Source organism: Desulforhopalus glucosivorans (genome assembly GCF_054397165.1).
Window position 1 is genome coordinate 5,194,386 of sequence record NZ_AP044854.1, and the last position, 12,419, is coordinate 5,206,804.

Genomic DNA, 12,419 nt, shown 5'->3' on the forward strand with positions numbered 1-12,419 from the left:
CTTGCAAAGCTGCACCCCTACAGGAGATACATCAGTGCAGTCCAAAAAACCCTTTCTGGGAGTTCTTTGTTGGGAAAATGGGAGCAACCCAAAAGGCCTTGAACAGTTAGAGAGCCTTATCGGCAACAGCACCAACCCACAAACCTACCCTTTCCCTGTTCTTTTCAAGAGAGTTGCAGGGGCAAACTACCAATCGGTTCTGGTCACCCCTGACAGTGGACTCATCCAGCCCATGGTAGAGGCGGCGGAAGCCATGATAGCCCAGGGAGTTCGAACGATTATAACCAGTTGTGGCTTTAACGCAATTTTTCAACGTGAGTTGGCTGCTGCTCTTAATGTACCTGTCTTTACATCAGCCCTCATGCAGATACCGTTTATTCGCACATCTCTCGGCAGGAAAAAAATCGTCGTCATCACCGCCTCAAAACAAGATCTTAAACCTCAACATTTCCAGGCAATCGGTGTCGCTGATATGCAGGGAATAGAAATATATGGTATGGACGAGATGCCGGAATGGAGCAAAATCAGTCGTTCTCCAGACCAGCCTCTTTCCATCGAAAAAGTGGAAAAAGAAATCGTGTCACTTGCTGTGTCTGCCAAAGAGGATCATCCGGATGCGGGTGCATTTCTCCTCGAATGTACCGATCTTCCACCTTTTGCAAATGCGGTGCGTGAAGCTGTTGATCTACAGGTTTTTGACTTGTCGACCATGGTTTCATTGATTCATGACTCATTTTCCACATAATTTCAAAAGAAAGGAGTAGAACTATGTCATCAGGTGAAAAATCAGTAAAACCTCTCCATGCGTCTCTTGCAATGATAGGACTCATTATCATCCTCGCCACATGCCTTCAAGTCCTGAAGTTACCGACCCGAGGCACCTTGGTTCTGTGTATTGTCTACCTCTCGGTAGTTACCTATTTTCTAGGAAACAGTCTCAAGGAAATTGAAAGCTACCTCCTAGACGGATTCAAAAAAGCAGCCTTCACTGTTGGAGTTTTAATGGCGGTAGGCTGTGTTATTGGCGGCTGGATTATTGGTGGGGTCATACCATCGATCATTTATTACGGATTAGACCTCCTAACCCCATCAATGTATCTGACAACAGGCCTCATTCTTTGTTGCCTCACCTCATACTTTACCGGGACATCCTATGGCTGTATCGCAACAATGGGCGTTGCGCTCATCGGTGTTGCAGAGGGGCTTGGTGTGCCTCTTCCTATAGCTGCGGGTATGGTGGTTTCAGGCGCTCTTTTTGGAGATAAAATGTCTCCTTTTTCAGATACCACAAACCTGGCAGCAGCTACTGCTAAAACCCCACTCTTTAGCCACATCTACTCCATGTTATTTACAGGCGGTCCTGCCATCGTCATCTCCCTGATCATTTTCGCCGTGATCGGTATGAATTTCGGAGAAGGGCAGGGTACCAGTCCAGCCAAGACAAAAGAGCTGATGACTGCCATAGATTCTGCTTTCATGATCAGCCCCTTCCTTATCCTGGTCCCTGCTGTGACCATTTTAATGATCATTAAAAAAGTTCCACCTATTCTGAGCATTATGATCGGATCAATTATAGGTGTTGTTGCAGGAATGCTCTTTCAGGACGCTTTTACCAGCAAGGAGGCAATTCTTGCCCTGTTCAGTGGTGTTAGTTACGACTACGGTAACGCTGATGCTGCTAAATTACTCAATAGAGGTGGGCTTGGCAGCATGGCCTGGATTGTAACAGTTGCCCTGATTGTCCTCGCATTTGGCGAATTAATCCAACGATCAGGAATTCTCAAGGCCCTGCTCACAGCCATCAGCAGTTCAATTAACAGCAGCTTCAGGCTCATTGTAGCGACCATCGGCTCTTGCCTTGCAACAAACCTCTTCTCCGCCAGTCAGTATGTTTCAATTGTCTTACCGGGTGAAACCTTTGAACCTGCCTACAGGCGGATGAATATTAAGGGGAACGTCCTCTCCCGTACCCTCGAAGACAGCGGAACACTGTTCGCCTTTCTGGTACCCTGGGGTAACGATGCAATTTTCACGGCTGCAACTTTAGGCGTTGCAACCTTAGATTATGCCCCCTACACATTCTTCTCTCTTATTTGTCCCGTTCTGGCAGTATTCTATGCAGCTACCGGCATGTTTATTTGGAAAAGGGACGACGAAGAAACGGTTGATGATTCATTTGATGTTGCCAATCCAGAGTTGGCAACGGCAACCGTAAGGACGAGCGAATAAGCGAAAATCAACGAGCCCTAGTGACACAGTAACAGGCTGTGTCACTAGCCCAAAACAAAACAGCTCCTCAAAACTGCTTCAAAGCTTTTATATCCTCAACTACCAGAAATGTTACACTTGGTTCGTAGCTCACAAGCCCCTGCCAAAAGCGTAGGCATGGATGCAACAACGAACTATGTTAAATTTTGGTTCTGCTTAAATACCACAACATATTCAACAATAATATTGGTCAAACTATATTGTCTTCCTACGCTAGTGCGGTACCACTCAAATATTGATTGAATTTTGTGATGACTTTTTCTATATGTTTCTATTGGTAGAAACATAGTTATGAAATCAGAAAAAGAACTTATACAGATCATTGCTGGGTTAGCCGATGAGGCTGAGATGGATGCACTTCTCAGAGAGCTTCTGACCGAGCAGGAATTAAAGAATATCACCATGAGATGGCAGATCTTAAAGGAACTGTATCAGGGTGAGTCTCAGCGGGCAATCGCAGCCCGTCATAGGATAAGTTTGTGTAAGATCACACGAGGTTCAAAACAGCTGAAAAAGAAGAATTCCGCTACAGGAAGGCTGCTGAAAAAAATTTACCAAGGAGAGAAAACAATGAGCTCAGATGTGAAAGATATCGCCATGCCGGACGATAAGGGTTTTTTCGGCGAGTATGGTGGAAGTTTTATTCCACCCGTTTTGGAGGATATCCTCAAAGAAATCACAGACGCATATCTTGAGATTACAAAGGATCCCTCCTTTCATGAAGAGCTGAACATGCTCTATCGTGATTTCGTCGGTCGTCCGAGCCCTATTTTTCATCTGAAAAATATGTCTGAAAAAATTGGTGGAGCTCAGATATATCTGAAAAGAGAAGATCTCAATCACACCGGTGCCCATAAGATTAACCACTGTCTCGGTGAGGCCCTTCTCTGCAAGAAGATGGGTAAAAAGAAGATTATCGCTGAGACAGGTGCTGGTCAACACGGTGTAGCTCTAGCAACTGCGGCAGTTCTGGTAGGCCTTGAGTGTGATATCTATATGGGTGTTATTGATATTAAGAAAGAATACCCAAATGTTGTTCGCATGAAGATTCTTGGAGCCAATGTCATCCCGGTAGAGCGAGGTACACAAACTTTAAAGGACGCGGTTGATGCAGCCTTTGAAGCCTATCTTGGGGATCCGGTTAATCAGCTCTATGCAATCGGTTCTGTGGTTGGGCCCCACCCATTTCCTATGATGGTTCGAGATTTTCAAGCAGTGGTCGGTAATGAGGCAAAAGCTCAGTTTCAGGAAAACTATGGTAAACTCCCTGATAATATAGTTGCCTGCGTAGGCGGTGGTTCGAATGCCATCGGCATCTTTACTGCCTTTTTAGAAGATGCAGAAGTCGCAATACATGGTGTAGAGCCTTCGGGTAGAGGTTTTAACGTAGGTGATCATGCTGCAACTATCACCAAAGGATCCCCTGGAATGATCCATGGCTTCAAATGCTATCTTCTTCAGGATGAAAATGGTGAGCCACAGCCTGTTTATTCTGTTGCAAGTGGGCTTGATTACCCTGGTGTTGGTCCACAACACAGTTTATTACATGATATTGGTCGGGTGAACTATGTTACTGCCAGTGACACCGAGGCAATCCAGGCATTTTTTGATCTTTCACGAACAGAAGGAATTATCCCGGCTATTGAAAGTGCCCATGCCATGGCCTATGCTGCAAAACTTGCCAAAGAACTAGGTCCGGATCAAACCATACTGGTCAATCTCTCAGGACGTGGGGATAAGGATATAGACTTCGTTGTTGAACAATATGGAAAAGAGTATGGCCTGTAAATTATAGTTTACAGGTTTAAGCTTCCGGTTCAAAATCTCACCCTCTACAGCTAAAGACTGTAGAGGGTTTTTTAATGCTTTTTCACAAGGAGGCTTGCATTGTCTATACAGGCGATGGTGGTGTCAGGACTAAGCGCTAACAGGTGTTCAGAAACCTGACTGTGGTTCCACCTTGTGACTCCAATAGTGTCTATGATTTCATCGTCAAGAGAGGTGATAAGACCGATTTGTATCCGTGCTGATTTGGTCATCATTGAGAGCGCGGTTCCGCCATTACCGACATAATTGTCTGCAAGCAGTGCAAATGCAGACTGAAAAGAGTCCTGTTCAAACCAGGGCAAAAAGGTAGTGGAGCCGACACTGTCCCTACATTCGCAATAGACAAGTAACAGGCCGCCATCTTTGACAAACATGGCGCTGTTATTGATGGCTTTATGGGCCTGAATAAAATTGATGTCTTTTGGGAAGCCTCCAGAGGAGGCGATAACAACATCAAACTGCTCTGACGAGACTTCGCAGCTCGCTCCCTGTCGGGCACATGCCTCGTCAAATGTTTCGCGTCCCTTGCCTACAAGTAAGTCACAGATGGCCCCTTTAGAGTCAAGCAATCCATGAATGCTGAGGTGTGCGGGAAGGTGTGCTTCAATTTCAAAAAGATCATCGGCCAGGGGATTGTTGGTAAGATTGCCTGGTTGGCACCCTGCAGATAGTTTTTCCTTCTTACTATTAAGAAAGAGGCCATGATTTGCGTAAATCGCCTGCTTTTCTCCACAACCAGGAAAAATAAGCTTACGCCCGCCTCCATATCCTGCAAAATAGTGGTGAGTCACCGCTCCCATGGTGATGATGGCACTTGCCTCTATCAGGTCCTTTCGAAAACGTATAGGTGTACCTTTTGCGGTTACACCAAGATCAGTAAAACAGTCCGTATCATCGGCACTATGGTGGATGAAGGTGTGCGTGTTGTATATGTCACCGTATGCAGCGATGCACTCTTCTCTCGTTTGATCGGGGTGGGTACCGTAGGCAATGATAAATGTTACAGCCTCTGGGTTCATACCCTTTTGTACAAACTCATCGATGAGAATCGGTAAATATTCCGGGTACCCACAGAGCCTGGTTTTGTCGGCAACAACAACTACCGGATTACTTAAATTAAGAGGTTCCTGTTCTAAAAAGAGTTGAATGTTTTGCCGAAAAGACTCAGGAGTTACCGCTTTTTCGGGATCTGAGACAGAGAGTTGTTTCGTCTGTTTAGGGAGAAAAAGAGGCAGATTTTCATCCCCATAACGTATGTATGTTGGTCGTGGACTCATCACGTATACCTATGCTGTAACCTGCTGAGCGGGTGCGCCTGAATCTTGTTTTTTGTTAAAATAAAAGAGCACAAAAAGGGTAATTGCAGCAGCACTGTGCACTACAATTGACCATGGAGCAATGAGGAAGAATGCCAGAGCAAGACAGACTAATCTCATGAGAGGGTTGAGTCGACTTTCCATGTGTCCCTGGAAGGCACTGGCAAAGGCATAGAGGCCTAAGAAGGCGAAAGAAAAGATGGTGATGTCATCCACCCAGCTTCCCCCAAGCATCGGTGTATAGGCAAAAAGAAGAGGAACAATATAGAGCCCTTTTGCAAGCTTCCACGAATAAAACCCGGTAATCATAGGCGGCGTCTTGGCAATGGCCGCTGCTGTAAATGCGGCAAGGCAAACGGGTGGGGTGACATTACTGTCCTGACTTAGCCAGAAAATGATGAGGTGGGCCGAGAGCAGGGCAAAGGTTGCCGCATGGGGGCTAATTGCGACTTCTCGCACGGTTCCGGCAAGATCAGGCGGGATAGAGGCCAGTATAAGTTTTGCCTCTTCCACCGGCATTGCGCTATTGAGCAGTGCAATTTTTTCGGGGACAGCAATCATCATAATATTTTTGGCTTGATCTGAGAGGAGGCCGTTTGCAATGAGTTCAACCAGCTGTGCATCAACAATTAAACTATAGAGTGCAGGTGCAGAGAGGGTTCCAAGGACAATGTATGCTGCTGTTACAGGAAGCCCCATTCCCAGCACCAGTGAGGCGAGGGCGATAAGGACAATGGCGAAAAGTAGATTCCCCTGGGCCCATTCGGTGATCATAAGTGAGAATGTGTTACCGATGCCTGTGGTTGCAATAACATTGACAATAAGACCAACAGCACAGAGCAGCACCCCGGTCATCACCATGTTTTTAGCTCCAAGGGCGAGTGCTTCAAGGACCGCCTTGATTCCCATCTTATTTGGTGTCAGCCATGATGCAACAATCACGGCAACTATTGATATTCCTGCCGCATATGTAGGAGTGAAACCGTAAATAAGCATACCGATGAGTGCGGTTATCGGTAGTAAAAAGGGAAGTCCACCTTCTTTGAGTACGTCAATTACTTTAACTTGTTCATCGTCCACCATCTGTACATTGCTTTTCTTTGCTTCTATACGGACATAAAAGGCAACTGAGGCAAAGTAGAGAATGGCGGGTAGGATGGAGACTGTTACAATCGTGGTGTAGGGAATCTGGGTGTAGCTTGCCATGACAAAGGCTCCCGCACCCATGATTGGAGGCATAAGCTGGCCACCTGTAGAGGCTGCTGACTCAACACCTGCGGCAAATTTTGCGTTAAACCCAGCCTTTTTCATGAGCGGGATTGTTATACAACCAGTTGATGCTGTATTGGCAACTGCAGATCCGGATATAGTTCCAGTGAGGCCTGAAGCAAATACTGCAACAAGACCGGGGCCTCCAACGGTTTTTCCTGCAACTGCGCGGGCGAGGTTAATAACAAATTCACCAGCTCCTGATCTAAGAAGAAAGGCCCCGAAAAGAATGAACATGAAAACAAAGGTCGAGGATATCCGTGCAATGTTACCAAAGATACCGTCGTCTCCGTAGATAGATCGAAAGAGTATGGTTTCATAGCTGAGACCACTAAATTGGAAAACTCCGTCGAGCATTCCTCCCCACCAGCCAACATAGGTCAGAGCCAGGGTTATGAGAACTGGAATGATCCAGCCTGTTGTGCGCCTGGTAAATTCAAGGGCTGTTAAAATAAGTGCGATCCCTGCAATCCATTCAGGCAGGGCGAGTTTTACCCCCCTTGCGTAGATAGCATCTTCCATGGAGATAAGATACACAGCTGATATGGCAGCAGTGAGTCCAAGGAGCACATCTATGATTTTCATCCAGGGCTTGTGATGAAGAGGCCCGCCAAGTGGATATGTGAGACTGCATAACAGCGCAAACCCACCGTAGTGCAGTGCGTTTTGCCAAAGACTTGGGAGAACGGCAATGATGTTAAAGTAGATGTGCATAAGGGAAATCCCTATGCCAAGTACAAATATAGTCTTTGATAAAACGTCAGATGTGTCCGATGCAAATATGCTGTCGTTGTCCAAAATCTTCTCCAGGCAGGAATGGGTTATCGCAGTTGCCATGCACCTGCTCACTGTGTGCCAGGTGCATGGACTTAGGGGAGAAAGGCGAGAAATGTAGGTGTTTCAAATCGCCTGTTCTTTGTTGCTGTTACTACTTTGCTATAAGGTTCTCAGGTATTTCAAGACCAATTTCCTGGTAATAACGAAGTGCTCCCGGGTGTAGAGGCATAGGTAGTCCTGCAAGTGCTTTCTCTTTACTCATGGCTTTAGTCGCCTTGTGGATAGCATTGAGGAATGGGAGATTTTCGTAGATAGTCTTGGTGATCTGATAAACGGTTTCTTCACTAATGTCGCTGCGAACAGCTAGAAAGTTTGGCTGTGCGATAGTGGTCACAGCCTCTTTCAGTCCTGGGTAGGCATCGGCTGGAATCTCATAAGGGGTCCAGAGGCCGAGACCACCGTCTGCTTTTTTAGCCTGCTCTTCTGTAAAACTGAGAAGGGTGAGCTTGTCACCCATGGATGCCAGAGCTCTAGTGACGGCACTTGCAGGGACGCCCGCGGGAGTTCCCATTCCAGAAATTTGACCATTTTGCAGTGCATCTGCGCTGGGACCGTATCCTACATGGATGAGGTCATAATCTTTTTCGACATCAGCACCGAGGTTTGTGAGAATTACAGTGTTAGAACCAATGGTTCCGGAGTTCTTTTTACCTAGTGAAACTCTTTCTCCTTTAAGATCAACCATGTCAGAGATAGTTCCGGTTTTGGCCTTACTGGATAGAATGGTGAAATGCTCAACATTCTGCCAAAGCATACTTACAGAACGCAGTTCTGTTTGAGGACCATCTTGCTTCAGAGGACCTTCTCCGTGCCAGGCATAGTACCCGAACAACCCTTGAAGGATAGCAAATTGGGCCTCGTTATCGCGGAGTAATTTAACATTTTCCCCGGAACCGGCAGAGTTAATGGCGGACATACCAATCTTCTGCTTGGGTTGTAGTTTTACTTTGGTCAATGTTGAGAGTGCAACGCCAACTGGATAGTAGGTTCCGCCGGTGGATGCTGTTGCTAGAAGAAAATTTTTGCTCTCTTGCGCCTGCAGGTTGCTGCCGGAAAAAAGACCGACACAGATAGCGGTAAGGGCGGCAATTTTTTTAAAGTGTTTAATGGCGTACATTTTAGCTCCTTATGAGAATGTTTTTCGGTGAATGGCTAAACGACAAGAATATGACATAGATAGCTTCTTGGACCAATAGTAAACCATAATGTTGGTAATCATTACAAACTAAAAATTTTGCCTTCCCTAAAATTAGAGTATTTCATTTGAAGCAATAAGGTTCTGTCTGCAGGTAACATATAAAACCTTGACCTGTGATTAGTAATTAATTACACTTGGTATTGATTACTAATCATAAGAGGGCGGATATGCAGCTTCGAATGACGAACCAGCGGGAGATGATACTTCGGGAATTAGTGAAGAATAAGCAGCATCTCACTGCTGATGAATTGTATGATATTGTAAAGAAAGTTATGCCACGCATAAGTCTTGCAACTGTATACAGAAACCTGGAGATACTTTCGGAAGCAGGAATTATTGGAAAACTCGAAATAAGCGGGCGCCAAAAGCGGTTTGACTATGATCCAGAGGATCACGATCATATTTACTGTGCGGTTTGTCACCGTGTTGATAATCTTAACATAGAGAGAAACGGGGATGAAAAAAGGAAAATGGCCTCGGTAGAAGGATACACAGTCACAGGGTATCGTCTCGAAATAATAGGAATATGTGAGAGTTGCCAAAAAAAGGAAAAAGCAAGGGAGAAAAAGAAATGAGTGAAGTTACAGGTGCTACTAAACAGATTCTAGAGGCCATTGCTAAAATTGATAAACCGTGTGGAACCAAGGAAGTTGCAGAGGCTACAGGAATTGATAAAAAAGTGGTAACTAAGGAAATAACAGCATTAAAGAAAAAAGGTCTGTTGGATAGCCCAGTACGTTGTAAGCATGGCATCACAGAAGATGGTCGGTCTTTGTTAGGTTGATCTAACCTAAAAGGGTCCCCAAAAATCACTATCCTATTGACAATACAGGGGAATTTCTGCGTCTGGACTTTCCCTTGATAGAGGGCCTATAAAGTTTATCGATTAGTTTAACATGCTGAAATGTCAATGCTTTTGTGTCGCTCACTTGTAGGGACTAGAACATTGGACATTACCCGTTTACTGATTCGACTCCTCATTATTTCAATTTTCCCCTACCAGATACATCAAAATCAAGTTCAAGTTTTGCAACGTTCGAGAGCGAGACAACGTTGATATGCACGATTACAGATCATTTGCGATGAATAATATAATTAGGAGGGAAAAGACATTGCACTCTCCTTATATTGAGACTCTTTGGTAACGTCTTCTCTGCAGTTACTCCATTTGTTCTCAATTTTGGTGAAGTCAGCGACAATATTCCAAACCTGAAACAGTCACTATAAATGTTCGATATAGCTTCTTGTCGTTTTACCTTTACTTGACATGGTGTCTCCTGTGGGATGCAATGTATTGTGGAATACGAAATCAAGCAAACTTCTGAATTCAATAAGTGTTTCAGTAAAGTCAAAGACAAGTCAGTGCGAATCAAATTTCTTGCTCGTTTCGCAAGGGTTGAGAATGGCAACTTTGGTGACCACAAACAAATATCGCCACATCTGTATGAATTGCGATTCCGATCTGGGCCTGGATATCCGGTTTACTATACAATCCAGGAGAACATTATCGTTCTACTTTTGATCGGTGGTGACAAAGCATCCCAGAAAAAGGATATAAAAAGAGCTTCAGAAATTCTGGAGGAAATATGAAAATTACATCATTTGATATAGCAGAGCATCTAGAAACTCTAGAAGATATACAAGAGTTCTTACGAGAAGTCGATGAAACCGGGGATGAGAGCGACTTTATTCACGCTCTTAGTGTAGCAGCTAGGGCTTATGGAATGACAAAGGTGGCTCAGGAGGCGGGAGTCACCAGGGCCAGCTTATACAAGTCTTTGGCTCCTAATTCAAATCCTCAATTCAAGACGATAAGCAAAGTTACAAAGGTTTTCGGATTGAAATTGAAGGCCGCGTAAGGGGGGTGCAGCCAACTACGATCATGATAGACTCTGCTGCATGGAGTTCTCTTTTAATATTGAGAATTTCTTTGGTAAGCTTATTTTTGTTGTAGCTCCATTCCCAACCAGCTCTATGAAAATAATTCGAACGCGAGCGCAGGTATAACCTAACTCATTCATTTGTGATTTCTGGAATAGAAACCCCATTTAATCTCATGAACTTCGCATTAAAAATATCACATAAACTAGCCCCTAAATGGGCCATAGTATCAATCTTGTTGATGTTGTGCATTTGTTTTACTGAACGAAAAGGCGTATACTTAAAGATACCTTATCTCAAGCTTAATAAGAGAGTGTCTCTTTAGAGCGCTATCTCACACAATGCAGGTAATGATTGGTATATTGTGATTGATTCCCGTTGGTGCAATGTTAGTAGAAGTATTTCCCGCTTAAGGCAGCAATGACGCTTAGAAGCAGATGTGTTCTTAAAATTTCTTTAAGTTTACACTACTGTTTAATATATCTTTGTTGGAGGGAGCCTATGAAAATAGCATTAAAACTGTTCATGTTTGCTGTTGGATGTATTCTTCTTGCCGTTTCCGGCAAGGCCTTTGCTGAACGAGGTTATGTTGGATCGGAAACATGTTTCAAGTGTCACCCAGGGGAGTACAATGATTTTATTGTATCGGGACATTCATATAAATTGTCGAGGGCAAAAGATGCGAGATATAGACCTATTCCGCTTCCCCCCGGCTATACATGGGATGATATCTCTTATGTTATTGGTGGGAAGTATAAAAAAGCTCGTTTTATAGACAATAATGGCTTCATTATTACAGCAGCAAAAGACGGGTCGGAGTTGAAAACACAGTTTAATATTGAAGATGGTACTTGGTCATTTTATCACAAAGGAGAGAAAAAGCCATATAACTGCGGAAGATGTCATACAACAGGTTACACCAAAGAAGGACATCAGGATGGCAAGGAAGGATTGATTGGGACGTGGGCGCAGCCAGGAATTACCTGCGAAGCTTGTCATGGTCCTGCTGGTGATCATATACGAAGTAATGAAATGGCGAAGGCCAATAAAATGATGATTGTAGAAGAGATGCAGTTGTGTGGTGGCTGTCATATCAGAGGGGATAAAGATAAGATCCCTGCCAGTAAGGGATTTATTCGCCACCATGAGCAATTTAACGAAGCTCTTCGTGGTCCGCACAACGAAGGTAATGATATCACTTGTATCACGTGCCATGATCAGCATAAATCTGCAAAATTCAAGGATGGTATCAGGGTTTCATGCGAGTCATGTCATGAAGATGTTGGCAACGCTTATGCTGCTACAAAACACGGTGGGTTTGGAGTAGGCTGTATTGAGTGCCATATGCCTCGAGCATCAAAGTCAGCAATCAAAATGGGTGAATTTGAAGGTGATGTTCGGACTCATATTTTTGGAATAGCTACAGCTGCTGATGCTAAAATGTTTTCAGACGATGGAAAATACGTAGTAAGCGATAAGGTTACTCTTGATTTTGTTTGCTTGCATTGCCACCAGAACAAAGATTTAAAATGGGCAGCTGAGTACGCAAAAAAAATACACTAAAATATATTAGAAATTAGATTTTTTGTATGAAAAGACGCTCCTTTCTCATTAAGATTGGGGCGTTTGCACTTTGAAACTATTTTTATATTTGTCATTAAAATTTTCGGTAAAATTCAGATTACACCTGCACACATAGAAATACGCTGAGCTCGTAACCTTGCGATAAACACCCATCTGTAATTTGAGATTATCCATGTTTTTCAGCTGTTAATGGAGCATCTCTTCGAAGTGGAGGTAAAAAGATAATCTTTGGGAACCTC

The 12,419-nt window shown here is 44.2% G+C and carries 11 protein-coding genes; 8 read left to right on the plus strand and 3 right to left on the minus strand.

Annotation, left to right across the window (positions count from 1 at the left end):
• Positions 1–34 precede the first annotated feature (34 nt).
• The 3 genes from ACX6CI_RS22195 to trpB all read left to right on the plus strand — a co-directional run bounded on the left by ACX6CI_RS22195 (position 35) and on the right by trpB (position 4,056).
• Positions 35–745: an aspartate/glutamate racemase family protein gene (locus tag ACX6CI_RS22195; RefSeq protein ID WP_458775833.1), complete on the plus strand. Its 711-nt coding sequence runs from the start codon at positions 35–37 to the stop codon at positions 743–745.
• A gap of 23 nt (positions 746–768) precedes the next feature.
• Entirely contained in the window at positions 769–2,229 is a 1,461-nt protein-coding gene (gene nhaC / locus ACX6CI_RS22200) for a Na+/H+ antiporter NhaC (protein ID WP_458775834.1), read from the plus strand.
• Between the two features lie 330 nt (positions 2,230–2,559).
• Positions 2,560–4,056 (plus strand): tryptophan synthase subunit beta, encoded by a 1,497-nt coding sequence (trpB, locus tag ACX6CI_RS22205; RefSeq protein WP_458775836.1) that lies wholly within the window; start codon positions 2,560–2,562, stop codon positions 4,054–4,056.
• A gap of 71 nt (positions 4,057–4,127) precedes the next feature.
• Here trpB and ACX6CI_RS22210 read toward each other — a convergent pair whose 3' ends face one another.
• From ACX6CI_RS22210 to ACX6CI_RS22220, 3 genes are all read right to left on the minus strand, one after another.
• Complete coding sequence (locus ACX6CI_RS22210; protein WP_458775837.1) at positions 4,128–5,372, minus strand: lactate racemase domain-containing protein; 1,245 nt, start codon at positions 5,370–5,372, stop codon at positions 4,128–4,130.
• Between the two features lie 9 nt (positions 5,373–5,381).
• Positions 5,382–7,517 carry a TRAP transporter permease gene (locus tag ACX6CI_RS22215; protein WP_458775838.1) on the minus strand — a complete coding sequence of 712 codons (2,136 nt, stop codon included), beginning with the start codon at positions 7,515–7,517 and terminating at the stop codon, positions 5,382–5,384.
• Between the two features lie 91 nt (positions 7,518–7,608).
• Positions 7,609–8,634 (minus strand): TAXI family TRAP transporter solute-binding subunit, encoded by a 1,026-nt coding sequence (locus tag ACX6CI_RS22220; protein ID WP_458775839.1) that lies wholly within the window; start codon positions 8,632–8,634, stop codon positions 7,609–7,611.
• Positions 8,635–8,882: 248 nt separating this feature from the next.
• On the opposite strand from ACX6CI_RS22220, the gene ACX6CI_RS22225 reads away from it, so the two are divergent.
• The 5 genes from ACX6CI_RS22225 to ACX6CI_RS22245 all read left to right on the plus strand — a co-directional run bounded on the left by ACX6CI_RS22225 (position 8,883) and on the right by ACX6CI_RS22245 (position 12,159).
• Positions 8,883–9,290 carry a Fur family transcriptional regulator gene (locus ACX6CI_RS22225; RefSeq protein ID WP_458775840.1) on the plus strand — a complete coding sequence of 136 codons (408 nt, stop codon included), beginning with the start codon at positions 8,883–8,885 and terminating at the stop codon, positions 9,288–9,290.
• Positions 9,287–9,499, plus strand: coding sequence for a FaeA/PapI family transcriptional regulator (locus ACX6CI_RS22230; RefSeq protein WP_458775841.1), 213 nt, complete (start codon positions 9,287–9,289; stop codon positions 9,497–9,499). Before ACX6CI_RS22225 ends, ACX6CI_RS22230 begins: the two co-directional genes overlap by 4 nt.
• Positions 9,500–9,999: 500 nt before the next feature.
• The gene (locus tag ACX6CI_RS22235) at positions 10,000–10,305 is read left to right on the plus strand and encodes a type II toxin-antitoxin system RelE/ParE family toxin (RefSeq protein ID WP_458775842.1); all 306 of its coding nucleotides are present in this window, start codon (positions 10,000–10,002) and stop codon (positions 10,303–10,305) included.
• Positions 10,302–10,574 carry an addiction module antidote protein gene (locus ACX6CI_RS22240; protein ID WP_458775843.1) on the plus strand — a complete coding sequence of 91 codons (273 nt, stop codon included), beginning with the start codon at positions 10,302–10,304 and terminating at the stop codon, positions 10,572–10,574. The genes ACX6CI_RS22235 and ACX6CI_RS22240 overlap by 4 nt, the downstream gene beginning before the upstream one ends.
• 523 nt (positions 10,575–11,097) lie before the next feature.
• On the plus strand, positions 11,098–12,159 hold the full coding sequence (locus tag ACX6CI_RS22245) for a multiheme c-type cytochrome (RefSeq protein ID WP_458775844.1): 1,062 nt from the start codon (positions 11,098–11,100) through the stop codon (positions 12,157–12,159).
• The last annotated feature ends 260 nt before the right edge of the window (positions 12,160–12,419 follow it).

Coding starts and splice junctions, on each gene's coding strand:
- nhaC (WP_458775834.1), top strand. CDS start 769: ATGTCATCAGGTGAAAAATCAGTAAAACCTCTCCATGCGTCTCTTGCA.
- trpB (WP_458775836.1), top strand. CDS start 2,560: ATGAAATCAGAAAAAGAACTTATACAGATCATTGCTGGGTTAGCCGAT.
- ACX6CI_RS22210 (WP_458775837.1), bottom strand. CDS start 5,372: ATGAGTCCACGACCAACATACATACGTTATGGGGATGAAAATCTGCCT.
- ACX6CI_RS22215 (WP_458775838.1), bottom strand. CDS start 7,517: ATGGCAACTGCGATAACCCATTCCTGCCTGGAGAAGATTTTGGACAAC.
- ACX6CI_RS22220 (WP_458775839.1), bottom strand. CDS start 8,634: ATGTACGCCATTAAACACTTTAAAAAAATTGCCGCCCTTACCGCTATC.
- ACX6CI_RS22225 (WP_458775840.1), top strand. CDS start 8,883: ATGCAGCTTCGAATGACGAACCAGCGGGAGATGATACTTCGGGAATTA.
- ACX6CI_RS22230 (WP_458775841.1), top strand. CDS start 9,287: ATGAGTGAAGTTACAGGTGCTACTAAACAGATTCTAGAGGCCATTGCT.
- ACX6CI_RS22235 (WP_458775842.1), top strand. CDS start 10,000: ATGCAATGTATTGTGGAATACGAAATCAAGCAAACTTCTGAATTCAAT.
- ACX6CI_RS22240 (WP_458775843.1), top strand. CDS start 10,302: ATGAAAATTACATCATTTGATATAGCAGAGCATCTAGAAACTCTAGAA.
- ACX6CI_RS22245 (WP_458775844.1), top strand. CDS start 11,098: ATGAAAATAGCATTAAAACTGTTCATGTTTGCTGTTGGATGTATTCTT.